Consider the following 24,194-nt stretch of genomic DNA (forward strand, 5'->3'; position numbering starts at 1 on the left):
CGTTACTCACCCGTCCGCCACTAAGTATAAAATTCGCAAGCTTCCTTTTATACTCCGTTCGACTTGCATGTGTTAGGCACGCCGCCAGCGTTCGTCCTGAGCCAGGATCAAACTCTCCGTAAAATATCTTGCAATATCTTAAAGAGTTTTTGGCTCTTTTTATCCTAGATTTACTCGCTAGCGTCTTCTTGCCCCCTTTAGGGGGTTATAACGCTTGACGAGGATGTTTTTTGTGGTCGTCTTAGTTTCATCTTAACGATGACTTTTGACTTGACCTGTTTTTCATCCATCATCTGCTGTTTAGTTTTCAAAGACCGGTTTGTCGCCCTTGCGACGTTTTTAATATTACCACTTTTGTCTACTTTTATCAAGTGGTATTTTTTTTAATCACCTTGCGGCGACATTTGTTATGTTATCATATGTGTATACTGAATGCAAGTACCTTTTGTTGTTTTTTTATAAAATAAAACAAGAAATATTAGTAATTTTTATGACTTATTCAACAACAACTCCTGGCAACATTCTTGAATAAGTTGGGCTAAGCCCTTCGGGCAACCAAAAAAGAAAGTGTCGCTTGCTATACGACACTTTTCTAATCTCAATTATCTTCGCAAAATGTTATCGTTATACACAACAATCGGTTCGTTGTTGCCATATCGTTGATATACTTCACATTCTTTGCATCTTCGTACATCGTTACCTTTTTCGCCCTTACAATAGGTTCCTTTAATATTCCAACAGGGGTAGTTCGGGTATTTGCTTACATTACACTGATCTGGGTCCCTTCCTTCCTCCCGGCAATGCATAAGATCGGAACAGTGGTCTTTTTCTTCCCAGTAATTAATCTGTCTCTCCTTGTTAATCTTAAAGTGTGAAACAAGTTCGTTAAATTCTTGAGCCATTTTGGATAGGCTAATGGAAGATTGAGCAATTTGCTCCACCGCAGAATTGACTTGATCCGTTGATTGTGCCAATTCCTGGGTGGCATCGCTGGTTTGTTCAGTGGCCACAGATATTTCTGAAATGTACTGACTGCTGTTAACTACCTTTTCTACAATTTCTTGAAGGGAATGACCGGCCTTTTCCACCACTATAACACCCTCATTCACTTCCTTTGCTCCAATACCCATGGAACTCACTGCCTGTTCTATATCCCGACGAATTTCTCCAACAATATATGAAATCTCTTTGGCTGCTGTGGCAGATTTTTCAGCCAGCTTGCGTACTTCTTCGGCCACCACAGCAAAACCTCTGCCATGTTCACCTGCCCTGGCCGCTTCAATAGCTGCATTCAGGGCTAATAAATTGGTTTGATCTGCTATTCCTGTAATTGCCTCAATAATCTGCCCAATGCGTTTCGATTGTTCGGAAAGCTTACTCATCACAAGGGTACTTTCATTGACAGTAGAACTGATGCTTTGCATCTTATGAACAACCTCTTGTACCGAGCGTCCACCCTCCCGAGCTACCAGTTCCGCTTCTTTAGAGACAGCGGATGCTCCGGTAGCATTGGCTGCTTGATTCTCGGCAGTGGCCGCCAATTCTGTGGTAAGACCAGCTATGCCATTAACATTGGCACTGACCTCTTGGCTGGCTGCTGACATTTCCTGACTATGGGCCGCCAGTGTCATACTGTCAGTGATAATTTGCCCAAGAACTTGCTGCAGTTTTTGTTCCATTTTAGCAAAGGCCCTGGCTAAATTACCTATTTCGTCTGCACGATTCAGGTTGTCTATCTCTTGGGTTAAATCCCCATCAGCCAATCCATTAGCACTTGTTATCAATTTTTGCAAGGTTATCGTAATATTACGACTAACCAACCAACTGATTAAGAGTCCTAAAACAACGGCTAGAATGGTAAAAATGATCCCATATTGGGTGGCTTTTTTTCCAGCCAAAAGTACCACTGCTTGTTGTTCGCTGACTTCCCTCTGTCTATCCTCTACAAATTTACTTATGTCTGCTTCAATTTTTTCACTTAGGGGGACTATTTTTTCAAGAAAAATCTGTTTTGCTAACTCGCTATTTCCTTCTTCAACAGAAGAAAATATCTCCTTTTTGACAGTGTCTGTCAAGGCTATTTGGTTATTTTGTACGGTTAATAAAAAATCTTTGATCTCTTGCCTCTTTGTATTTTCAATAAATGCCTCTAATCTTGCCGTGGTCTCACTATTCATCTCATTAAAATGATTAGCCTGCTCTGGTTGACCGAACAATAGGTACTCTTTCAATGCTGAATTCTGACGTTCAGCCGATTCCTTAAGCTGCAATCCTTGAATGGCCCGAGTTGTCCACCACTGCTCTTGTTCCACACTTTTATTTAACTCCGCCAATTTTTGATATACCAAGACCTGTGAAACAAAACCTAAAAAGACCACCGCCAAAACTGCTGCTAAAATCTTTTGGCCTATTTTTATGGTAACCACACCCTTCTTATATGAAACATTTTACATAACAAGTATACAATAGTCCTATAAAAAGTAAAACTATGGTACTATTAAAATAGTATTAAATTTTAATTTCGTTTTTTGGAGGTGCTATCCATGTCTTCGGAAGATCGAGATGTAATCTACCGCCCTCCCAGTGAGGCAAAGAGTTTTATACTCCGTATTACAAGGGGTTGTTCCCATAATAAATGTACCTTTTGTGCCATGTACCGCAATGTTCCTTTTCAAATCCGGTCAATGGAGAAGATTGAAAGGGAAATTACACAAATGGCTAAATTCTACCCCGAGTTACGGCGAGTTTTTTTAGCAGATGGTAATGCCCTGGTTTTAGGCACAGATAAGTTACTTGCGATTATGGAAAGGCTGCATGCTGCATTTCCAATGCTCACACGCATTACCTGTTATGGTGCACCAAAGGATATATTACGTAAAACCCCGGCTGAATTGGCAGCACTTCAAAGTGCTGGCTTAAAAATAGTCTACCTTGGTATAGAAAGCGGTGATGACGGGGTACTGACTGAAATTAACAAGGGTGTTACTGCCAATGAGATGATTACAGCGGGGCAAAAGGTGCTGGCTGCTGGCATCAAGCTCTCCGCCATGGTAATCCTGGGATTAGGCGGGATGCAGTATACCCATAGCCATGCGGTAAATACGGCCCGGGTGATTAATGCCATCAGCCCGACCATGCTGGGAGTACTGTCATTAGCCATTTTTGATGGAACCCCTCTTAAAGAAGCAGTGGATCAGGGAAAATTTGTGCCCCTTAGCACCAGGGAAGGCATGCTGGAACTTAAGGAAATGCTGGAACATATTGATGTGCAACAGCCTTGCATTTTTCGCTGCAACCATGTTTCAAACTTCTTGCCCTTAAAGGGAATTCTAAATCGAGATAAGCCCCAGCTTTTAGCCGATGTTCAGGAGGTATTGGAATATCTCAAAGATTCAAGATATAATCAGCAAATCTTTAATCCCAAGAGTTTTTAAAGAAACAAAAACACCTGACAACCACTTTGCGTTGCCAGGTGTTTTTAGCTTATTCTTTTACATAGCAAGCGACAATTTCACCATAATACATAACATGATAATCGTTTTTAAGATAGGCTAGTTTTTTTATGCCGGGGTCCACCAGGGCTGGTTCCATTACCTGGCGATAAACAAGCTTGCACTCATAATGCAGGTCACAGTCCCCGATGATCGGTGTACGCACAATTTTTCCAGGTTCCAGGGTCAGGTTGCTCTCTTTAATTTTATCCATATCCCGGCCAGATTTCGTACCGCAAAGGGCTAAAGCCTTTTTCAGGTCTTTATTTATAGGTATGCTTACGGTAAACTCTTTGGCATGTTCAATCAATTGATAGGTATATCGTGAGGGACGAACCATGACAATAAAGACCGGCTTCTGCCACATAAATCCGATCGAACCCCAACCGATGGTCATGGTATTAACCCTATCTTGGTCGTCTTTTACCGTCAAAAAAGCACCCTTTGGCAGCTGCTCCAGCAGCTCTTTTAAATAGTCGTTATACTTTACATCCTCTTTCATTAAAAGACCTCCCTTTTGCATTTCTTAAATCTGAACGGGTATGTACCCCTTTAACCTAACGGAGTTTAGGGTTGCCTCACAGTCTAAAGCGTACACCTCAACTCCTTTTGCCGCTGCTTGACAAAGGGATTGGCTAAAAACCGGGTCTGTGACTTCATTCGGTTTAAATATAGTAGCATCATTTCTTTGTATGACAAAAATAACAGCAGCTCTGTATCCATCCGCCACTGCTTTAATCAATTCAAGAAGGTGTTTTGAACCTCTCTCTGAAGGAGCATCTGGGAATTTTGCCACCCCATGATCCACCAGTGTTACTGATTTAATTTCGATAAAGCAACGATTAACTCCTCTTTTTAAATAAAGATCAAAGCGACTTTCTCCGTAGCCTACTTCTTTTTTTATTTCCTCATACTGAAAAAGTTCTTGCAACGCCCCTTCAGACAGTGCTTTGTACATGAGTCTATTGGGCAGCAAAGAATCCACCGAAACCAATGTCTTATTGTACCTTGCCAGGTGAATCCTATATTGTGTTTTTCTGCCTGCCGGCATGGGGGCTACATAAACAGAATTGCCCGGAAAAAGAAGCTCCCTCATTCTGCCGGAACTAGGTACATGGGCCGGGCTGATTTGCCCCGCCACTTGTACCATCCCTACGAAACGATTCTTTCTCTCCACGAAGACTGACTCTACCAGCTCGGGTAAGTCAATAAACGGTGCCTCAGCATGGTTACTCAGACCATTCAAATTCCCAATCCCCAATACGAACGATATCGCCTTCCTTGACCCCGGCATCTACAAGTCCTTGCTCCAAACCCATTACTTTCATGATTCTTTGCAGGCGCTCTAAGGACTGATCCTCTTCCAGATAGGTCATCGACACGTGGCGTTCGATTTCTTTACCGGTAACACGCCAATTGCCATCCATGTCCCGCTTGATCTGAAAGCGATCCTCCGGCTCAAACAGGGCCGGGTCTTCATCTGGTTGCTCCGGCTCAATTTTGGGTAGTTCAGCTAATAGCTGGGCCACTCGCTGGACAACTTTATCCAGACCCTGATTGGTGGCAGCAGAAATTGGGTAAATTTCATATTGCTGGCCATAGGCTTCCTGTAAACGAACGAGGTTTTCCTCTGCCTCAGGAGTTATATCCATTTTATTGGCTGCAATAATCTGTGGTCTAGTAATTAAACGAGAATCATAGTGCTCTAATTCACTGTTAATTATCCGAATATCTTCAACGGGGTCCCTGCCTTCGGTCCCGGCAGTATCCACCACATGGATCAATAGGCGGGTCCTCTCTGTGTGACGTAAAAATTCATGACCTAAACCGACTCCCTGAGAAGCCCCCTCAATTAAACCCGGTATATCTGCCACCACAAAACTTCCTGCTTCCCCAGCAGAAACAACACCAAGGTTAGGGACCAGGGTTGTAAAGGGATAATCAGCAATTTTAGGTTTAGCCGCTGATACCATCGAAATAAAAGTAGATTTGCCGGCATTGGGAAAACCAATGAGTCCAACGTCAGCAATTAATTTAAGTTCGAGTTCCAACCACAATTCTGTTCCTGGTTCACCTTTTTCAGCAATACGTGGTGCCTTGTTGGTGCCAGAGGAAAAATGAACATTGCCGCGACCTCCACGTCCACCTTTGGCTATCACAACTTGCTCACCGTTTTCCACCAGGTCTGCCAGTAACCTGCCCGTATCTGCATCACGGACCACCGTGCCAGTAGGTACCCTAACAAGTAAAGTCTCCCCACTGGAGCCATTCATATTTTTCCCCATACCATGGCTGCCACGTTCAGCCTTAAAGTGCCTCTTGTAGCGGAAATCCTGTAATGTATTAAGCCCCTCATCGGCTATAAAAATTATATCTCCACCACGGCCGCCATCGCCGCCCCAGGGACCGCCAAAGGGCACATATTTTTCACGACGCATGGCTATACAGCCATTACCGCCGTCCCCACCTTTGACATAAATTTTCGCTCTGTCAAAAAACATTATTGTTCATCACCCAATACTATTATTTACCGCTGTGGCCTTCCTAAGCCAATTTTTTGGGAAATATCATATATATTTCTACTTCTTTCTCTGTTACAGCCAATTTGGAACTGCTTTTGTAAGCCGCTAAGGCTTCAGCAAGAGCCATTTGTTCCTGGGCATCCTTCACAACCTCAGCGGGAACACCTGAAAAACCAAGTTTTATGGTAATCTTTTTTTCTCCCTCACTGATGGTTAGCTTCATTTTTCGATCATTAACTTCTGGTGGTGCCAGAAACTTTAAAGCCTGCTTTATACAACGATTCAGGGCAGATGCTACCACTTCTCCTGGAACATTTAGAGTTGCAAGATTTGTTTGTATATCATACTGAATATCGATTTGGCTTTTGTTGGCTTCATTGCTGCCGACCAATAAAACCGCTAGTATTTCAGGGGATTTAATTCGGGTAATTTTGCTATAGTTTTCATACTGTTGGCAAACCTGGTTGATATAATCCCGGACCCTGTCCCCCTTATTTAATTGAAGCAGGCCTGATATAACCTGTAAATGATTTAAAAAATCATGCCTTTGTACTTGAATAATTTCCAACAGGTTTTTTATTTCCACTCTCATACTTCCTTTCGGACTTATATCCGAGAAGCACTTCGACAAAATGGATTTATTTTCCTGCCAAACATTATATTAAAAAACTTGGCTTGCTTGCCTGTGCCCTTTAGGTTATGCCCTTAAGGGTGCGCCATAACCCTAAAGGACATAACCTAAAGGGCACGAGAGTCTTTAGACGCGGCGAAAACCTTCGTTTTTCTTGTACGATCATCATTATAAATTTTAATAAATTTTATACTTTATGATAGTGAAAAAAACCAGCCTGCTGATCAGGCTGGTTTTAGCGCAGTTAAACCTATTGAGCTACTTCTTCTGGAACAACAATGCTTACTTGTTTCTTGTCCCGACCTTTACGCTCAAATCTAACAATACCATCAACTTTAGCGAAAAGGGTATCGTCGCCACCACGTCCTACGTTATCACCGGGATAAATCTTGGTACCACGCTGTCTTACCAGAATGCTACCAGCAGGGACAAACTTACCGTCGCCTTCCTTTACCCCAAGCCGTTTAGATTCGGAGTCACGACCGTTCCGTGAACTACCCACACCTTTCTTATGAGCCATGCAGTCCCACCTCCTATCGGGGTTCAAATAAAAAATAATTAAGCTTCAATTTTTTCAACAACCACCTGAGTGAAAGGTTGACGATGACCTTTCTTACGGCGGTAATTTTTCTTGGGCTTATACTTAAAGATAATAATCTTTTGGCCTTTGCCATGACGAACAACGTTAAGAACTACCTTTGCACCTTCCACCTTGGGAGCACCAACAGTCAATTGACCATCTTTCTCCACCAGCAGAACATCGGTTAATTCAACCTTTTCGCCAGCCTCAGCATTTAGTTTCTCAATGTACAGGGTGTCACCTTCCTGAACCTTGTACTGCTTGCCGCCAGTAACCACTACTGCGTACATACCTACACCTCCCCATCCTTAGGACTCGCCATGAAGGTACCAGATGCTCTGGTTTGAAAACCTCTGCTGTGCGGTATTGTGCAGGCAATCTAGCCTACATTTAGTTATTTTATCAGATTCGTGGAAAATGTCAATGCGAATTAGCCTTCAGCCGTCAGCTTAATGGCCTTGGGCCATGTCTTTACACCAATATCGCCTTAGCATAGGTTCGATAGACTTTTACTACTTCCACCGATACTAGCTCCCCTACCATCGCCCCGCCACCTTCTACATCAATGATAAAGCCATCTAAACGTGCGATCCCATCAGCGGGGTTGGAAATGTGGAGTTCTTCCACCTTGACCTCAATAATTTCACCATTCTTCACGGGAACTGTTCGGGAGAAAATTTCATCTTGATCGGAAATTGCCTTAACCGTAACCTGTTCCAGGTGGTGAGTTGCAGAGCCTCTAATATAAAGATTTTTACCGATTTTCTGTTCCAGTTCCCGGAGAGTTGCTCCACCTGCCCCAATGAGTCGAGCAGCCACCACAGGATTTGCTTCAACCAAGATGGTATCTGCTATTGTTTGCCTTGCCAATTGATAAATTTGAGCTTTTAGTTTAATGCTAACGGTCTCTTCAGAAAGCACCTTCCCCCGACCTTCACAGTAGGGACAAAGTTTTTGAACTACCTCTGCCAGGGATGGACGTACCTTTTTTCGGGTCATTTCCACCAACCCCAGTTGGGTAATCCCTAAGATATTGGTCTTGGTTTTGTCCTTTTTGATTTGCTCTTCCAGTACGGCTAGCACTTGATTACGATGATCCTCTGCGATCATGTCAATAAAATCAACGATTATTATACCGCCAATATTTCTTAACCGAAGTTGACGGGCAATTTCCACCGCAGCATCTAAATTTGTTTTTAATACGGTATCCTCAAGGGTTGTACTGCCCACAAATTTCCCTGTGTTAACATCAATTGCTGTTAGGGCTTCGGCCTGATCGATAACCAAATAGGCACCACATTTCAACCAAACTTTCTTTTTTAGGGCTTTTTCCAGTTCAACCGTAATGCCATAATCCTCGAATATATTTTCACGTTCGTCCAAACATACCTTTAATTTTAATTTAGGATCAATCATATCTAAAATTTCTAAGGTCTTTTCATATTCACTGCGGGAATCCACCGTTAGCCGATCTACATCCTCACTAAAGATATCCCGCAGCATCCGTTGGACCAGTTCCACATCACGATGCAGTGAATTAGGAGCAGCACAATTTGTTGCCCGACTCTGAATTTTTCGCCAAAGTTTTGACAGAAGAACAATATCCTGCCGGAATTCCTCCTCTTCCACTCCTTCGGCCACAGTACGCACAATAACTCCCATTCCATCGGGTTTTACCCGACTGGCCAACTCCTTTAAACGCTCCCGCTCCTTTTCCGATTCAATACGTCGAGATATACCGACATAGTCAACGGTAGGCATAAGAACCAAATAGCGACCCGGTAATGTGATATGGGTCGTTACTCTCGGTCCCTTGGTGCCAATTGGCTCTTTAACAATTTGCACAATAATTTCTTGTCCCTGCTTTAAAACGTCACCTATATTTACGTGATAGCCAGTCTGATGGTTGACTTCCGGATTTCTGGTCGGCTGAGCATCCTCCACATAAAGAAAGGCATTTTTCTCTAAGCCTATATCTACAAAGGCCGCCTGCATACCAGGCAATACGTTTTCTACCTTACCCTTGAATATATTACCAACCAGGCGTTGGTTATGGGAACGCTCGATGTATACTTCCATGAGGACTCGGTCTTCCAACACCGCAACCCTCGTCTCTTCTTCCTGAACATTAATGATAATTTCTTTTAACATATTGAACTTCCTCTCCTACTGCTGGCCATTAGACCTCCCAGAGAGAAATCGGGCCAGTGACGCCTTCGGCGTACAGGGCCGTGCGACGAACCTGGAAATCTTCCGGGTCTACTGGAACCCCGTATTGATGCAACTTTTGCAATATTTCTTCGGGGCGAACATTTCCCGTACTGCCAATCAGCAGTTCCATATTTATTTCTAAGGTTTGCCCCTTTACATCGCCGGACAACCTGTATATTCCAGGCCTTATATCCACTTCTTTTACTTTCCCCTTAGCGGTACGGGTTACGAATATTTCCTGCTGTTTAAGTAATTCATTCATAGCAGTTCCTAATTCCACGATGGAATAACCAGCAGGAAGATGTGTTGTGGCCCGGTAGTCGGCCCGGGATACCCGTGACATCAGGGATTGTGCTCGATCTTCAATTTGTTTTATATCAAGTATTCTATACCCTTCCGGCAGGTTAGGTGCCAATTTTAGGGCAATTTCACCAGGCTCCATGTATTCTTTTAGATCCATATCCAGATATTCTTCCAAACCGGCAACCCCCACTGGCAGCGGCGAAGCAAAACTAAATTTAGGATGGGGGTTGAAACCCTCCGAAAAGGCCACAGGAAGTTTGGCCCTTCGAGTCGAACGGTCAAAAAACCTTACCATATCCAGGTGGGAGCTATAACGAGCTGGGCCTTCTTTACTATATTTCACCCTGAATCGGGGCAATATCCACACCTCCCAGAATTGTTGGCGTAATTTCAAGGGTTGGACAGAGGCCACAGCCGGTACACATACCAGCACGGCAATCCACGGTAGGTTCACTACCCAGTGCCTTTTTATGTTCACGCAATAAAAAACGCTTACTTACACCAGCTTCTATATGATCCCAGGGTAATACCTCTTCCTTGGCAATTTCCCTATAGGCATACCATTTCGGGACAATATTTTCATATTCAAAGGCCTCAAGCCAAAGATTATAATTAAAATGTTCTGACCAGCCATCAAAGCGAGCCCCTTTGGACCAGGCCGTCTCCAGCACAGCAGCTAACCGGCGATCCCCTTTGGCAAAGACAGCTTCCAGAAAACTGGTCTCTGGATCGTGCCAATTATAGGTGATTCGCTTATCCCTCAGTTTTTCTTTGAGGTATTTTTGTTTGTCGCGCAATTCCTGTAAGGTATTCTGGGGCTCCCACTGAAAGGCTGTGTGTGACTTGGGTACAAAGGATGAAGTACTAACCGTTACCTTTAAACGACCTCTCGGTACGCCACACGCATAACCAATTTGCACTACTTTTTTAGCCATTTGCGCAATGCCATCAAGGTCTTCATAGGTTTCGGTGGGTAAACCGATCATAAAATAGAGTTTAACCGAAGACCAGCCATTTTTAAAAGCGGATGTTACTGCGTCCACCAAGTTCTGCTCTGTGACGTTTTTGTTTATTACATCACGCAGACGCTGGGTACCAGCTTCTGGAGCAAAGGTTAAGCCACTCTTGCGGACCTTTTGAACTTCTTTGGCCAAGTCAATGGAAAAGGCATCCAACCGTAAAGAAGGCAGTGATACGTTGACGCCCCTCTCCCCAAAAATATCCAACAGATTTTTTACCAGAGGTGCCACCCCTGTGTAATCTGCTGTACTTAATGAAGTAAGAGAAATTTCATCATGACCCGTATTGTCTATCATTTCTTCCACTTGACGAATCAAGGTTTCTGGCTTCTTCTCTCGCACGGGCCGATACAGCACCCCTGCCTGACAAAAGCGGCACCCCCTGGTGCAACCCCTCAGTACTTCCACCATCACCCGATCATGAACAACACTCATTGACGGCACAATGGGGTTGCTAGGGAAATCTACATTGTCAAAATCCCGCACAATTCTCTTGCCAATCTTACTGGGGATTCCCTCCTTGGTGGGAAGAACACTCTTAACGGTTTGGTCATCGTTGTAGCTAACTTCATAGAAAGATGGTACATAGACACCGGAAATGTGTTTGGCAAAGTGCAGCAGCATTTCCTGACGGTTTACCCCTTTTTCTTTAAGTTCCTTATAGGTATCAATCAGCTCATGCATGACCTCTTCACCTTCACCAATGACGAATAGGTCAATAAAATCTGCGATTGGTTCCGGGTTAAACGCGCAGGGGCCACCGGCAATTACCAGCGGCATACTGGCATCCCGATGAGCCGATCGTACTGGTAGGCCGGCCAAATCCAGCATATTTAAGATGTTGCTAAAGCTCATTTCATACTGTAAAGTAAATCCCAGCAGGTCAAAATCTGCCAGTGGCCGTTGGGATTCCAAACTAAACAACAGTACCTTTTCTTGGCGCAGCTGCTCCTCCATATCGGTCCAAGGAGCAAAAACCCTTTCCATGAGAGCATCCTCTCGCTTATTCACCACATGGTAAAGAATTTGTAAACCCAGGTGGGACATACCTACTTCATAGACATCGGGAAAGGCAAAGGCCATTTTTACATCCGCCTGGTCCCAGTCTTTTTTTACTGCATTCCATTCGCCGCCAACATAGCGGGAAGGTTTTTGGACCCGAGCAAGTATCTTATCTAATCTACTCATTATTGATTGCCTCCATTAATAGCACGTACAGTTGCAGTAGAAATACTCTTATCTATATATTGCCCAATTTGGCTTTGAAAAATATTCCTTTTTGATCTTTCTACATCTTGCTTTCTAATTCCTTGTGCATCCAATAAAAAATAGCCATCAGCATATGGGCTGACGGCTATTGGTTTTTCGGCTTAATCAGCGAACCAACCGGAACATCCATACCCTGCTGAAACAGAGCATCCACCACCTGGGCTTCGCTAACTTGACCTTGTAGCTCCATTTGTCTATTTAATAAAAGAATAAGATGAAATTTTTGAGGTACAAACAACTTAACGATTTCCTTTAGGGGAACATCCTCCAGAGCAACCAACTTCTCCACTGGTAAAATCCCTGTCTGGATTAGTTCTTCCTTTTTATGTGCCAAATGACGGACAAAGAGGTAGGGTGCCAGGTTCTTTTCTTTGCTGGCAGCATAAAGAACGAATAAAGCAATGATGATCACATCCAGACCGACTATACGCTGGAAAAAACCAATAACCCCCAGGCTAATAACAGCCACTGCTGTTATTTGACCGATTCTGGCAGCAGTAAGAGTGGCCTGGGAAATACCGATGTGGGTAGCCAGCAAGGAACGTAATACTCTGCCGCCGTCTAATGGTAATGCTGGGAGAAGATTAAAAAGGGCTAGCATCATATTTACCTGAATAAAGTATGGACTAAGCTCCTCCGACCAGATACCATAATTTTTCAATCCCAGAGCTAAGCCGATTAATAAGATATTGGAAGCTGGTCCTGTTAGGGCCACGGCAATTTCTTTGCTCGGCTGCACACTCATTTCTCCGCCCATCCTGGCCACACCACCAAAGGGCAGGATCTCAATATTAATGACCGGCACACCCAGCATTCTGGCTACCAGAGTATGAGCTAGCTCGTGAAATAAGACTAAACCAAAAATAATCAGTCCCTTTTCTAAAACCCCGGCCACAAAATATAGACTAAGTAGGACAAGGAATAACGGGTTTAGCCGAATCTCAATACCCTGGAGGCATCCTACTCTCATTGTTTGCTACTCTCCTGGCTAGTCTTACTGCTGCTTTCGATGGATTCAACCGAACGACTGCTTTCTTGCTTATTCATATTAATCTTCTTTAAAGGGTCAACTAGTTTGTCATTTTCCCTTACTTCAAAGTGGAGTACCGGGTCCCCTTGGTTCTGTTCAGCTACCTTACCCAATTCCTGACCGGCCTGCACCTGGTGACCTTCTAAAACAGCAATATCACTTAAGCCGGCATAAAGGGTATACTCCCCCTTACGATGTTCAATTAAGACAAACTCGCCATAGGTTCGATCGTGACCAATGCGACTGACCTTGCCAGGTTGTACAGCCTGCACCGGGGAACCTACGCTGGCACTGATATCAATGCCTGGGTTAAAACGCTCTAAATTATCTTCGGGGCTTTTAACCCAACCAAATTCCTGTACCACCTGACCGGATACTGGGATGGCCCAGTTTATACTTGGTTCAGGATCAGTCATAGCAGGCAAAACAGGATGGGCTAATTCATGTACAAAGGGCCAGTCCATATTCACGGTTTGCAACCCAAAGGCGACGGCTTTATCCAGTGCAGGTGTTACATCCCATTCGGTGGTTAAGGCTACCTTTAACCCTTCCCGGGCCTGTTGACTCCAAGGGTGGTTTGATTCCTTAAGTACCAGTAACACCGCAAAAATACCCAAGGCTACAACAATCCGATAAAAGGTTTTAAAACTCCGGCTACCTTTTTTCTTACGCCGCCACTTACTTCCTGAGTAATACATACTCATCCAATCGTCATTATGACTGTTGTTATAATGCGTGTTGTAATTGTTTAATGGGTCCTTACTTTTCTTTTTATACCGATCAAAACTAAATCTACCAATCTTCACCTTAATCCCTCCCAGGAATCGATTGCTCTTATTAACTAGTACAATATATTCCTTAGGGGGACAAATATGACAAGCTGTTTTTAGACTTACAGGTATTTCTTTGGGGTCAGCCATCAGCGGTGGGCCTTGGGCTTTTAACTGTTGGGTTGAGAAGGATGTCTCGGTCGTGACAGGGGGAGTGGCCCATGGCGAATGGCTCAAAAAAGCCCGGCCATGTTTAGCCGGACTTTTATTCATATTCTTTAACCCATGACTCACGGCGGAACCTAGAGTTAAAACAGTATCTTCTGCCTTCGACTATACACATTGAGCAAGATACCGATGGCAATCATATTGGTCAACATGCTGCTGCCACCGTAGCTGAAAAGGGGTAAGGGTACACCAGTAACTGGCATGATGCCAGAAACCATGCCCACGTTGGTTAAAATATGAAAGGCTAACATGGTTACTACACCGCTGGCCAACAGGGTACCGTTTAAATCCCTTGCCTCAGAGGCAATTCTTATGCCGCGGTATAAAAGGATCAGGAAAAGGACAAGCAGTGCAGTCACACCAATAAAGCCCATCTCTTCACCGACAACCGAAAAGATGAAGTCTGTGTGCTGTTCGGGTAAAAAGTTTAACTGATTTTGACTACCGTTAAAGATCCCTTTCCCTTCCAAGCCACCTGAACCGATGGCAATCTGAGACTGTACTACGTGGTAGCCGTTACCATGCCACTGTTCCCAAGGGTCAATAAACACGAGCAGCCGGTCTAACTGATAGTCCTTTAAGGGAATCCAAAGACCAATCTTAAAATGCAACCAAACCCAACTAACGGCCGAGGTCAGTCCACCAAAGAACAAACCAGCGATCAATTTTCCATTGGAGCTTGCAACAAAAAGCATGCCAAACATAATGGCGATAAAGACCAAAGAGGTTCCCAGATCAGGTTGTTTTAATATAAGCAGCATCGGAACACCGATGTGAACAAAGCAAGGTAATAAATCTTTAAAGTTCTTTAATTTACCCTCACGGCGACTTAAAAAATCGGCAAAGGTAATGATGATAAAAATTTTCGCAAATTCCGAGGGCTGTAGTTTAAAGGCCCCTAAATCAATCCAGCGGGTCGCTCCCTTGGCATTATGGCCCAGGGGTGACAACACAGCTGCAAGCAACAATAGGTTAATAATATAAATGGTTTTCCTATGACGTCGTAAATCTTCGTAGGATATCGATATAACAAACAGTATAGCAATTACGCCGGCCACAAACCAAATAATTTGTTTTTGCACATAACCACTAAATAATATATTGGCATACTGTAAAAAGGAAAGACTAGTTGGTTCACTTTCTGTTAAATTACTTATACCTTGGGTTTCCTTATTCCACAATTCTTGGTGTTCCCGGAAATCCATTGGACTGCTAACCACCGTAGCACTGCTAATAATGACTAAACTAAAGCAAACAATCAGTAATACGGAGATTATTAATATATAGTCCAGGTTTCTGACAAACCGCTTGTCCACCATTAAAAATCCCTCCCCCTCAACCTATAAATTATATACTACATAAAAATAAAACAAAAGGGGGTTCTATATGCGTAAAAAGGGAGTGTCGGAGCACAAGGGGACGGTTCTTTTGTGCTATTACTAAATGGTTTAACTTTGTAAAACTAGACCGGGGTTACTCTTTTCATACGTTTTACAGGTATATTCGCCACCAGGGCTACCTGATTATCGTCGCCATCGAGACTTACTTCAAGAGCTTTATCATCAATTTCCATATAATTTGAGATAACCTTAATCAAGTCATTTTTTAAGGACGTTAGTAACTCCGGTGAAACATTGGCCCGGTCGTGCACCAAAACCAATCTCAACCTCTCTTTTGCCACGTTCTTACTGTTTGACGATTCACGCCCAAATACCCTGTTTAAAAACTCTAACACTCCGGTACCCCCTTCCTTACTTAAGTCCGATCATTTTCTTTAAGGCACTAAAGAAACCACCTGGTTCCTCAAGGTTCATTAAGGGAATATTTTCCCCCAGGATACGACGGGTGATATTGCGGTAAGCTTGTCCACTCTGGGACTGGTCATCCCTTACCACCGTTTCACCTTTGTTGGTGGTGACAACAACCTGTTCATCCTCAGGTACTACCCCCAGGAGATCAATGGCTAGTATTTCATTCATGTCGTCAATACTCATCATGTCCCCACGGTTAACCATTTTGGTCCGGTAACGGTTAATAATTAGTTTGGGTTCCCGCAATTCCGCTGCTTCTAACAAACCAATGATGCGATCTGCATCCCTCACCGCGGACACTTCGGGTGTTGTCACAACGATGGCCTTATTTGCCCCGGCAACGGCATTTCTAAAGCCTTGCTCAATACCTGCCGGGCAATCGATAATGATAAAATCAAATTCCTTTTTCAATTCTTCCGTTAGTTCAACCATTTGCTCGGGACTAACAGCGGTTTTATCTTTCGTTTGAGCAGCAGGTAACAGATACAGTGATTCATAACGCTTATCCTTAATTAAGGCCTGCCTCATACGGCATACCCCAGAGGTAACATCGACAATGTCAAAGACAATTCTATTTTCCAGACCAAGTACAACATCAAGGTTACGCAGTCCGATATCGGCATCTACCAGACACACCTTTTTGTTATGCGAAGCAAGGCCAGTGCCTAGGTTGGCAGTGGTTGTGGTTTTACCAACCCCTCCTTTACCAGAAGTGACTACGATAACTTCACCCATATTTTAAGTCCTCCTTATCATGCCAAGCTTTTCAAACATAACCCTTAATCCCATTGCATGATTATTTAAAAGTAGAATTAAAGGTTTCTATGGTAACGACACCATTCTTAATTCGGGCCAATTCCGGGTAATTCGGATCTGATAACTCGTCTTCAGGGGGCCTGGTAATATGGTTACCAATTCTTAGTTGCGTAGGCCTAAGTCTAAAACCAATAATAACAGCATTGGCATCTCCCTTGGCACCGGCATGAACAACCCCACGCAGGGAGCCCATAACAATAATATTGCCAGTGGCAACTACTTCGGCCCCAGGGTTTACATCTCCCAATACCACTACATTCCCGTCATGACAAATGCTTTGACCAGACCGCAAGGTTCTTTGGACTAGAATGGTATTCTCATCCACCAGATTCTCTAATTCCATAGGAAATCTGCGAGATACAGAATCAGTATTGGATAATTCTTCTTTCGTCAAGTTTACTCCCCCCCGCTTACCCTATATCAAATTCTACAACTAAAAACCAATTCCTTCAAAAGATGGATAAAAAAAAGGGGCCATAAGCCCCGATATTCTGTGATAATTAGACAAATTGGCAATTAATCCACACTGTAAACCACTGACGGTGTAGGAGTAGTATCGACCCCGAAATAGGCAGCAAAAATATCCCTAGCTACTGGAGCGGAAGCGGTACCACCGTGGCCGCCATAATCGATTACCGTTGCCACGGCTATTTCCGGTTTATCAAAGGGGGCATAGCCAACAAAAAGTCCGTGATCATCCCGGCCTGTAACCTGTGCCGTCCCGGTTTTGGCGGCCACAGGAACCGGAAAGTTTTTAAATGTGCCAGCCGCCGTACCGCTTGCGGCAACTAACCTCATTCCTTCTTGAATTACCTTAAAGACCTCTGGCTTTATGGACACCTCATCAACCTTTGTGGGCTGGAATTCTTCCAGCACCTCGCCTTCGGGGGATATAATCTTCTCTACCAAATAGGGCTTCCATCTAACGCCACCATTTGCCAGCATTGCCGTATAATTTGCCAATTGCAAAGGTGTATAAGAATTATAACCCTGACCAATGGACATATTTAATGTATCGTAAACTTGCCAATTAAGATCCCAGGTATATTGATCATAATCATTTTTTATTTTCTGTATTTCTTTTTTCTTTGCTTCTTCTAAACTCTTCTTTTCTTCGGCTATCTTGGCATTCTCCAGCAAAGGTTTATATTTATCCTCCACTGCCTTAAATTTAGGCTCATAGATCGCATCCAAATAAGCCTTATTTCTCTTATACTTATAATCCGGTGTTGGTACTGTACCCTTTAATTCACCCGGTATCTCAATCCCGGTTAGCTCTCCAAAGCCAAACATGTGTGCATACTTGGCAATTAAATCGACTCCTAAAAAACGATGCCCCAGGGTAATAAAGAATGTATTGCAAGACATTTGAATCGCTTCTAAAATTTCCACTTGGCCATGTCCGCCTGGGCTGGAATCCTTAATGATGGTATTGGCAAAGGCATAATAACCCGGGTCCGAGATGGTAAAGCTGGGAGTAATTTTTCCCGTGTCCAGTGCTGCTGCAGCCACAACCATTTTAAATGTTGAACCAGGCGCATAAACCTGCAGTGTTCGGTTGGGCAAGGCACCGCTTTTTTGGAGATCCTGCCATTGGGTTTGGCTTAAGCCTTTTATCCAAATCGATGGTTCATAGGTGGGATAACTTGCCATCGCTCGAATCGCTCCGGTCCTTACATCGATGGCCACCGTGGCTCCTCCTGTGGCCTCATGGCCAAGTTTACGCATGGCTAAAACCTGTCTTTCCAAAGCCTCTTCAGCGGCCTGCTGTACCTCGGCATCAATGGTCAGGCGCAGATTGTTACCGGGTATCGGTTCCTTGACACCCAAATCCCGCACAGGTCTAGCCTGGGCATCCACTTCTACCTGTCTGGCACCATCAATCCCTTTTAGGTAGGCTTCAAAGGAGTTTTCCAGTCCCTCCTGGCCATACATATCACCAAGCCGATAGCCTTTGTCAGGGTTTTTTTCTAGTTGTTCCTGCTTAATCTCCTGCACATAGCCCAGTACATGAGAAAGCATTGCTTGGAAAGGGTAACTTCTAACAGGCTCCACATCAATAACAACCCCTGGTAAATCCAGTCGCTGTTCCTCCAAGGTGGAAACTGTTTCCAGTGGAATATCTGTGGCTAAACGAACGGGTTGATACAATTTAAATTTTTGATCGTTCAGTTTTTTCATTATTTCCTTTGGATCTATCTCCAAAATACCGGCAATTCGGTTAACCACCTGATCGGTATCCTTGAGACCCAGATAGACCAATGAAACCGTATAAACTGGCTTATTGCCTACAAGCTTAATCCCCTTACGATCATAGATCTCTCCTCTAGGAGCTACGATGGGATTTAATTTCATATGGTTTTGTTTCGAATAAGTCTCATAGCGTTCCGTGTCAATAAGCTGCATATAGGCTAAACGGCTGATCAGGATCAAGAAAACCCCTATTACAAGATAGAGGAGTATCCGGGTCTTTTTTTCAATAATCTTTCTTTCCATCGACAACTCCTCCTTTTTAGCGTCAGCCATCAGCCGTCAGCTTCTGGCTTTTAGCTTAATTAAGATTGTTTTTGGATATGGCTTTTGGCCATGCGCCGGGGTTAGTAATCTCTTTGCCTGAGCCAGCCCTCTTCGTTGGAACTATAAAATTTCCAGTAACTCAGTGGTACCAGCAAGCCTGTATAGATAGCCGAAGGAATGATAACTTGAATCACGGCGTAGTAGGGAGAAACCTCCACATGGAGGTAATATAACAGCAGGTAATAAAGCACCTGATTTGCCACACCCACGAACATGGTAAATAATGATACCAGAATCGCGCTTTCTTTAAAAAATCGGGCCTCTGCCAGACCAACCAAATAACCGGCAGCCATCTTGGTGAGAGCATTTAGCCCAATGTAATTTCCGGTAAATATATCCTGGGCCAAGCCAGCTAAAAAACCCAAAAAAGCCCCCTCCCGGGAACCCCGAAGGAAGCCATTAAAAACAACCAACATCAACAACAAGTCCGGTTTAACCCCTGCAACTTGGAGATAAGTAAAAACCGTTGACTGTAAAAGTAAGGCCGTAATTATTAATAAAAATAAAACTAACGCACGCAATTAATCACCTTCCGTTGCAGGAAGAATTTCCGGATTATATATGGTGGTAATAATTAGTACTTCCTCCAAACGATGTAGATCGGCGAAGGGCACCACCGTTGCTGTTCTAAATAACCCCGTGGGCTCATTAGAGACACCCACTATTCTTCCCACAGGCAATCCCTTAGGAAAAGTTCCTCCAATACCAGATGTGACAATGGCTTGCCCTTCGGTTAAGTCCGTATCCTTTGGTACATGAATTAACCTGGCTTCACCACCACCTGAGGTGATTCCTTCCAAAACCCCCGGTATCCTAGAATCTTGGACCATGGCACCTACACCACTGTGGGGATCGGTAATTAACATTAACTGAGAAGTATTGGGGGAAACCGCCACCACCCTACCAACCAGACCTAAGGATGTTACCACTGGCATATTTTTAGCTATCCCATTTTTACTCCCTTGGTTTAAGGTAACCATCCCAAACCAGTTACCCGGGTCACGGCCAATCACCGCAGCTACTTTAAAGTTAAAATTACTTTTAAATTGATCCTGATACTGTAATAAATCTTTCAGACGGGCATTTTCTTGTTTTAATTCTTCCTGCAAATACAATTGCCCTTGCAGGTTAGCTACCTCATCCTTTAATGCCTTGTTCTCCTCAGATAATTTACCCAGTGAAGAAATGGAATCAAAGCCGTTCCGCAAATTCTTAGAGACCCCCATCAAAAGACCCTGCACCGGGGCCAGACCATCTTTTATGGCTGATTCCATTGGTGATACTTGAACACGCCCTACGTTAGTAAAACGCATAACTATTAGGATTATGCCAATTAATAGGGCTAGAAATATGAAATTTTTATATGATACATTCCGGGGCAAAACAACTCACACCCCTCTAAGCCAACTTCTTGGGTTGAATTAATACTCGTCTTAAAACATCTATGTTTTCCAATACCCGGCCAGACCCATAGGCCACGGCCAAAAGAGGTTCTTCGGCCATATGCACCGGCATACCTGTCTGATCGCTAATCAATCGATCCAGCCCCCGCAACAGGGAACCACCACCAGCCATGACAATACCACGATCCATAATGTCAGCAGCCAATTCCGGGGGGGTTTTTTCCAAGGTAACCTTAACAGCCTCCAGGATGGAAGCCACTGGTTCAGATAGAGCCTTGTAAATTTCGCTGGAAGTAATTTGCAAGGTTTTGGGTAATCCAGTTACCAGATCACGTCCCCTAATCTCTTCTGTTTCTTCCTCTTCCAGCGGATAAGCAGTACCAATGTTTATTTTAATCTGCTCAGATGTACGCTCACCAATCATTAAATTATAGGTTCTTTTTACGTGCTGAATAATGGCATCATCCATTTCATCCCCGGCCACCCGAATGGAGCGGCTGGTAACAATGCCGCCAAGGGATATCACCGCAACCTCTGTGGTACCACCGCCAATGTCAACAATCATATTGCCGGTGGGCTCATGGACAGGCAATCCAGAGCCGATGGCCGCAGCCATCGGTTCTTCAATAAGATAAGCTTCCCTGGCACCTGCTTGTAAAGCAGCTTCACGAACAGCCCTTTCTTCAACAGCAGTTACCCCAGAGGGAACACTTATTACTACCCTGGGTTTAACGATAAAGGAACGGCTCCTGAGCGCTTTGTTAATGAAATATTTGATCATGCTTTGGGTTACGTCAAAGTCCGCAATAACACCATCTTTCATGGGGCGGATGGCAACAATGTTGCCAGGGGTTCGACCAATCATTCTCTTTGCTTCTTCTCCCACAGCCAGTACTTGTCCAGTTTCTCTCGTAATGGCAACAACCGAGGGTTCTCGAAGGACAATTCCTTTCCCCTTTAAATAAACCAATGAATTTGCGGTTCCCAAATCTATTCCCATATCCTTGGAAAACATACCAAGTCTCATGAATTTTCCTCCTTAAATAGCTAAGTAGGCTTATTAAACTAAACCCTTAGACTTTAAACTAGTAAATTTATTATCTCCAATAACAATGTGGTCTAGGACATCAATTCCGATAATTTCTCCCGCTTCTATCAATCTTTTGGTTAAAGCAATATCCTCCCTGCTAGGAGTCGGATCCCCACTGGGGTGATTATGCACTAAAATCATACAGGCAGCACTGCGACGGATGGCCATCTTGAATAGTTCCCGAGGATGCACCACCGAGGAATTCAAGGTTCCAATGGAGATAGTTTCTCTAGCTAGAACCTGATTTTTAGTGTTTAGCAGCAGGGCAAGAAAATGTTCCCGATCTAAGTTTCTAAGATCTTCCATTAACAAGGCACAAACATCTTCCGGGCACCTAATAACGGTACGTTCTTCCCCAGGCATGGCTGCCAAACGGCGGCCCAGTTCTAAAGCAGCCTTTACTTGAACAGCCTTAACAGGCCCCACACCCTTTATTTGACTAAGTTCCTCAATGGTGGCCTGTGAAAGTGCTCGCAAATCTTTAAAGCGACTGAATATTTCGGCTGCCAGCTCCACCACGGAAACCTTTGTTGTTCCGGTGCGCAACAGGATAGCCAACAAATCAATATCCGAGAGACTTCCGGCACCCTCCTTTAACATACGCTCCCTAGGGCGCAATTCCGGGGGTAACTCCCGCATAATTGGATATGTCATATAATTTCGACTCCAAACATTCGTAATGAGTCTGCCAGTTTTGACACAGGCAAACCTACAACACTAAAGTAGCAACCACGAATGCTGTCAATAAAAATAGATGCCAAACCCTGGACAGCGTAACCACCCGCCTTGTCCATGGGTTCTCGAGTTTCTACATAACGCTTAATTTGTTCCATTGTGAGGGGTTTAAAACGAACTGCCGTAACTTGATGTGTTACAACACTTTGACCGGTAGCAGCATCGATGACGGCTAAACCAGTAAAGACTTCGTGACTTCTTCCCTGTAGGCTATTTAACATTTGTACGGCTTCTTCAGCGTTTGCTGGTTTGCCCAGAGGTTTGTTTTCCAAAACAACAAGGGTATCTGCACCAATAATCAGACCCTGGTTGCGTTCTACGGCTACGGCTGCTGCTTTGCGCTCAGCCAGTTTCTCAACCATTTGGGCTGGTAGAACACTTTCTTCCAAGGTTTCATCTACGTCACTAACTTGTACCTCAAATGCTAATCCCAGATTTTTGAGTAGTTCCTGTCTCCTGGGTGATGCAGATGCAAGAATAATTTGCCGCACAAAGGACACCCCTATGATTTTTTATAATCTTCGATAGGCTAGAAAGCCAAAAAGCAAACCAAGAGCCGTTATTGGCCCCAAAGACATCGTTAAACCAAAGGATAGTTCAAGAAAATAAAGGTTAATGCTTGTATGTTTAAGGCCGATGGACGTAAAGTTGCCCAACACCGGTATATATGAGGCTATTACATGGCCCAATGCACTACCGGCAATGGCCCCAGCCAGCAATAGTACAATAAGGGTTCCTGTTCTCTTGCCCGTTCTCATTTTTCCCACCTTTTCACCTATATAGAAGTTGATATTACTTCTATTAAGTTTATCATTGACCCTAATATATGACAAGCAAATTACATTTAGATTAGTTGTCCCCCAGTTGATGATAAGTATGTAAAAGAGGTGGGTTTGTTTCCCCACCTCTTACCATCTTACTTTTCTTTTAGAGCCAAGTTAAAGGTTAAAATTTCCAGTTTAACTGAAAGGTCTACGTTGCGGACTTCTATCTCATCCGGTACGTTCAAAGAAATGGGTGCAAAGTTTAACAGTGCCTCTAAACCTGATTTTACCATAAAATCAGCAATATCCTGGGCTGCCTTAGAAGGTACGGCAATAATACCAATCCTGACATTACTTTCCTTAACCACTTTGGGTAATTCCTCAAGGGGAAGTACCTCCATATCAGCAATCCTTTTGCCAATTTTGGTAAGGTCATTATCAAAAACCCCGACGATCGAAAAACCTCTGTCTTTAAACTCCTTGTAGGTAACCAGAGCGGAGCCCAAATTACCAGCCCCGACCATCACTAGGCTCCAAGGATCGGATAAGCCGAGAATCTTTACTGTGTAGCGAATTAAGTCTTTAACGTTATAGCCAACTCCCCTGGTGCCAAACTCCCCGAAATAGGCCAAATCCTTACGAACTTGGGCAGGACTAACACCAACGCCTTCGGCTATATCCCCAGAGGATACAGTTGTGATACCCTTTTTATCTAATCTCTTTAAAAATCTCGAATATATTGACAATCTAGTAATTGTTGCTTCTGGGATCTTGAGTGCTTTCACCAGGGCCCCTCCCTTTTATATAAAAGATAATCCTTTTATTTTATTTTACTACAACTTATTTATTCCCATAATAATATTATAGTAGTAAAATGGGTCCGTTGCAAAGAGTATTTGTGAATACTGTGACAAGTTTTCCGCAAAAATAGTATATTTAAATCG

25 protein-coding genes and 1 rRNA gene are annotated in these 24,194 nt (G+C 43.7%); 1 reads left to right on the plus strand and 25 read right to left on the minus strand.

Annotated features, from left to right (window positions below; translation table 11 throughout):
* Positions 1-123, minus strand: a 16S ribosomal RNA gene (locus V6C11_RS14240); the annotation flags it as partial.
* Between the two features lie 479 nt (positions 124-602).
* Complete coding sequence (locus V6C11_RS14245; protein ID WP_333531865.1) at positions 603-2,426, minus strand: methyl-accepting chemotaxis protein; 1,824 nt, start codon at positions 2,424-2,426, stop codon at positions 603-605.
* A gap of 117 nt (positions 2,427-2,543) precedes the next feature.
* On the opposite strand from V6C11_RS14245, the gene V6C11_RS14250 reads away from it, so the two are divergent.
* Positions 2,544-3,434 carry a radical SAM protein gene (locus tag V6C11_RS14250; RefSeq protein WP_333531866.1) on the plus strand — a complete coding sequence of 297 codons (891 nt, stop codon included), beginning with the start codon at positions 2,544-2,546 and terminating at the stop codon, positions 3,432-3,434.
* A gap of 49 nt (positions 3,435-3,483) precedes the next feature.
* Here V6C11_RS14250 and V6C11_RS14255 read toward each other — a convergent pair whose 3' ends face one another.
* The 23 genes from V6C11_RS14255 to V6C11_RS14365 form a co-directional block, all read right to left on the minus strand.
* Positions 3,484-3,993 carry a flavin reductase family protein gene (locus V6C11_RS14255; protein ID WP_333531867.1) on the minus strand — a complete coding sequence of 170 codons (510 nt, stop codon included), beginning with the start codon at positions 3,991-3,993 and terminating at the stop codon, positions 3,484-3,486.
* Positions 3,994-4,017: 24 nt separating this feature from the next.
* Positions 4,018-4,737: a DNA/RNA nuclease SfsA gene (gene sfsA, locus V6C11_RS14260; protein ID WP_333531868.1), complete on the minus strand. Its 720-nt coding sequence runs from the start codon at positions 4,735-4,737 to the stop codon at positions 4,018-4,020.
* Positions 4,721-5,992 (minus strand): GTPase ObgE, encoded by a 1,272-nt coding sequence (obgE, locus tag V6C11_RS14265; protein ID WP_333531869.1) that lies wholly within the window; start codon positions 5,990-5,992, stop codon positions 4,721-4,723. Before obgE ends, sfsA begins: the two co-directional genes overlap by 17 nt.
* Before the next feature lie 43 nt (positions 5,993-6,035).
* On the minus strand, positions 6,036-6,599 hold the full coding sequence (locus tag V6C11_RS14270) for a Spo0B domain-containing protein (protein ID WP_333531870.1): 564 nt from the start codon (positions 6,597-6,599) through the stop codon (positions 6,036-6,038).
* Positions 6,600-6,894: 295 nt separating this feature from the next.
* Positions 6,895-7,164 (minus strand): 50S ribosomal protein L27, encoded by a 270-nt coding sequence (gene rpmA / locus V6C11_RS14275; RefSeq protein ID WP_333531871.1) that lies wholly within the window; start codon positions 7,162-7,164, stop codon positions 6,895-6,897.
* A 38-nt stretch (positions 7,165-7,202) separates the two neighbouring features.
* Positions 7,203-7,514, minus strand: a complete 312-nt coding sequence (gene rplU / locus V6C11_RS14280) for a 50S ribosomal protein L21 (RefSeq protein ID WP_333531872.1) — start codon at positions 7,512-7,514, stop codon at positions 7,203-7,205.
* 181 nt (positions 7,515-7,695) lie between these two features.
* A complete protein-coding gene (locus tag V6C11_RS14285) occupies positions 7,696-9,375 on the minus strand; it encodes an Rne/Rng family ribonuclease (protein WP_333531873.1) in 1,680 nt (559 codons plus the stop codon).
* Positions 9,376-9,403: 28 nt separating this feature from the next.
* Positions 9,404-10,096: a TIGR03936 family radical SAM-associated protein gene (locus tag V6C11_RS14290; protein WP_442886077.1), complete on the minus strand. Its 693-nt coding sequence runs from the start codon at positions 10,094-10,096 to the stop codon at positions 9,404-9,406.
* The gene (locus V6C11_RS14295) at positions 10,071-11,945 is read right to left on the minus strand and encodes a TIGR03960 family B12-binding radical SAM protein (RefSeq protein ID WP_333531875.1); all 1,875 of its coding nucleotides are present in this window, start codon (positions 11,943-11,945) and stop codon (positions 10,071-10,073) included. The genes V6C11_RS14290 and V6C11_RS14295 overlap by 26 nt, the downstream gene beginning before the upstream one ends.
* 166 nt (positions 11,946-12,111) lie before the next feature.
* Entirely contained in the window at positions 12,112-12,996 is an 885-nt protein-coding gene (locus V6C11_RS14300; protein ID WP_333531876.1) for a M50 family metallopeptidase, read from the minus strand.
* On the minus strand, positions 12,993-14,099 hold the full coding sequence (locus V6C11_RS14305) for a murein hydrolase activator EnvC family protein (protein WP_333531877.1): 1,107 nt from the start codon (positions 14,097-14,099) through the stop codon (positions 12,993-12,995). The genes V6C11_RS14300 and V6C11_RS14305 overlap by 4 nt, the downstream gene beginning before the upstream one ends.
* 35 nt (positions 14,100-14,134) lie before the next feature.
* Positions 14,135-15,373, minus strand: a complete 1,239-nt coding sequence (gene rodA, locus V6C11_RS14310; protein WP_333531878.1) for a rod shape-determining protein RodA — start codon at positions 15,371-15,373, stop codon at positions 14,135-14,137.
* A gap of 143 nt (positions 15,374-15,516) precedes the next feature.
* Complete coding sequence (minE, locus tag V6C11_RS14315) at positions 15,517-15,789, minus strand: cell division topological specificity factor MinE (RefSeq protein ID WP_333531879.1); 273 nt, start codon at positions 15,787-15,789, stop codon at positions 15,517-15,519.
* 16 nt (positions 15,790-15,805) lie between these two features.
* Complete coding sequence (gene minD, locus V6C11_RS14320; RefSeq protein WP_333531880.1) at positions 15,806-16,600, minus strand: septum site-determining protein MinD; 795 nt, start codon at positions 16,598-16,600, stop codon at positions 15,806-15,808.
* A 61-nt stretch (positions 16,601-16,661) separates the two neighbouring features.
* Positions 16,662-17,075: a septum site-determining protein MinC gene (minC, locus tag V6C11_RS14325; protein ID WP_333531881.1), complete on the minus strand. Its 414-nt coding sequence runs from the start codon at positions 17,073-17,075 to the stop codon at positions 16,662-16,664.
* A gap of 122 nt (positions 17,076-17,197) precedes the next feature.
* A complete protein-coding gene (gene mrdA / locus V6C11_RS14330; protein ID WP_333531882.1) occupies positions 17,198-19,177 on the minus strand; it encodes a penicillin-binding protein 2 in 1,980 nt (659 codons plus the stop codon).
* Between the two features lie 101 nt (positions 19,178-19,278).
* On the minus strand, positions 19,279-19,779 hold the full coding sequence (gene mreD / locus V6C11_RS14335) for a rod shape-determining protein MreD (protein ID WP_333531883.1): 501 nt from the start codon (positions 19,777-19,779) through the stop codon (positions 19,279-19,281).
* Complete coding sequence (gene mreC / locus V6C11_RS14340; RefSeq protein ID WP_333531884.1) at positions 19,780-20,640, minus strand: rod shape-determining protein MreC; 861 nt, start codon at positions 20,638-20,640, stop codon at positions 19,780-19,782. It lies immediately after the preceding gene.
* Positions 20,641-20,656: 16 nt separating this feature from the next.
* A complete protein-coding gene (locus tag V6C11_RS14345) occupies positions 20,657-21,688 on the minus strand; it encodes a rod shape-determining protein (protein WP_333531885.1) in 1,032 nt (343 codons plus the stop codon).
* A gap of 33 nt (positions 21,689-21,721) precedes the next feature.
* Positions 21,722-22,405 (minus strand): RadC family protein, encoded by a 684-nt coding sequence (radC, locus tag V6C11_RS14350; protein WP_333531886.1) that lies wholly within the window; start codon positions 22,403-22,405, stop codon positions 21,722-21,724.
* The gene (locus V6C11_RS14355) at positions 22,402-22,977 is read right to left on the minus strand and encodes a Maf family protein (RefSeq protein ID WP_333531887.1); all 576 of its coding nucleotides are present in this window, start codon (positions 22,975-22,977) and stop codon (positions 22,402-22,404) included. Before V6C11_RS14355 ends, radC begins: the two co-directional genes overlap by 4 nt.
* 21 nt (positions 22,978-22,998) lie before the next feature.
* Positions 22,999-23,244, minus strand: coding sequence for a DUF4321 domain-containing protein (locus V6C11_RS14360; RefSeq protein WP_333531888.1), 246 nt, complete (start codon positions 23,242-23,244; stop codon positions 22,999-23,001).
* Positions 23,245-23,402: 158 nt separating this feature from the next.
* Positions 23,403-24,035 carry a redox-sensing transcriptional repressor Rex gene (locus tag V6C11_RS14365; RefSeq protein ID WP_333531889.1) on the minus strand — a complete coding sequence of 211 codons (633 nt, stop codon included), beginning with the start codon at positions 24,033-24,035 and terminating at the stop codon, positions 23,403-23,405.
* Positions 24,036-24,194 lie beyond the last annotated feature (159 nt).

The organism is Desulfotomaculum sp. 1211_IL3151, assembly GCF_036763075.1.
Classification (GTDB): Bacteria; Bacillota; Desulfotomaculia; order Desulfotomaculales; family Desulfotomaculaceae; genus Desulfotomaculum.

What these genes read in the sequence shown, in the direction of transcription:
- mrdA (WP_333531882.1), bottom strand. Translation starts at nt 19,177, where the DNA reads ATGGAAAGAAAGATTATTGAAAAAAAGACCCGGATACTCCTCTATCTT.
- rplU (WP_333531872.1), bottom strand. Translation starts at nt 7,514, where the DNA reads ATGTACGCAGTAGTGGTTACTGGCGGCAAGCAGTACAAGGTTCAGGAA.
- V6C11_RS14295 (WP_333531875.1), bottom strand. Translation starts at nt 11,945, where the DNA reads ATGAGTAGATTAGATAAGATACTTGCTCGGGTCCAAAAACCTTCCCGC.
- V6C11_RS14305 (WP_333531877.1), bottom strand. Translation starts at nt 14,099, where the DNA reads ATGAATAAAAGTCCGGCTAAACATGGCCGGGCTTTTTTGAGCCATTCG.
- V6C11_RS14250 (WP_333531866.1), top strand. Translation starts at nt 2,544, where the DNA reads ATGTCTTCGGAAGATCGAGATGTAATCTACCGCCCTCCCAGTGAGGCA.
- V6C11_RS14285 (WP_333531873.1), bottom strand. Translation starts at nt 9,375, where the DNA reads ATGTTAAAAGAAATTATCATTAATGTTCAGGAAGAAGAGACGAGGGTT.
- V6C11_RS14255 (WP_333531867.1), bottom strand. Translation starts at nt 3,993, where the DNA reads ATGAAAGAGGATGTAAAGTATAACGACTATTTAAAAGAGCTGCTGGAG.
- V6C11_RS14300 (WP_333531876.1), bottom strand. Translation starts at nt 12,996, where the DNA reads ATGAGAGTAGGATGCCTCCAGGGTATTGAGATTCGGCTAAACCCGTTA.
- rodA (WP_333531878.1), bottom strand. Translation starts at nt 15,373, where the DNA reads ATGGTGGACAAGCGGTTTGTCAGAAACCTGGACTATATATTAATAATC.
- radC (WP_333531886.1), bottom strand. Translation starts at nt 22,405, where the DNA reads ATGACATATCCAATTATGCGGGAGTTACCCCCGGAATTGCGCCCTAGG.
- obgE (WP_333531869.1), bottom strand. Translation starts at nt 5,992, where the DNA reads ATGTTTTTTGACAGAGCGAAAATTTATGTCAAAGGTGGGGACGGCGGT.
- rpmA (WP_333531871.1), bottom strand. Translation starts at nt 7,164, where the DNA reads ATGGCTCATAAGAAAGGTGTGGGTAGTTCACGGAACGGTCGTGACTCC.
- V6C11_RS14360 (WP_333531888.1), bottom strand. Translation starts at nt 23,244, where the DNA reads ATGAGAACGGGCAAGAGAACAGGAACCCTTATTGTACTATTGCTGGCT.
- minD (WP_333531880.1), bottom strand. Translation starts at nt 16,600, where the DNA reads ATGGGTGAAGTTATCGTAGTCACTTCTGGTAAAGGAGGGGTTGGTAAA.
- V6C11_RS14345 (WP_333531885.1), bottom strand. Translation starts at nt 21,688, where the DNA reads ATGAGACTTGGTATGTTTTCCAAGGATATGGGAATAGATTTGGGAACC.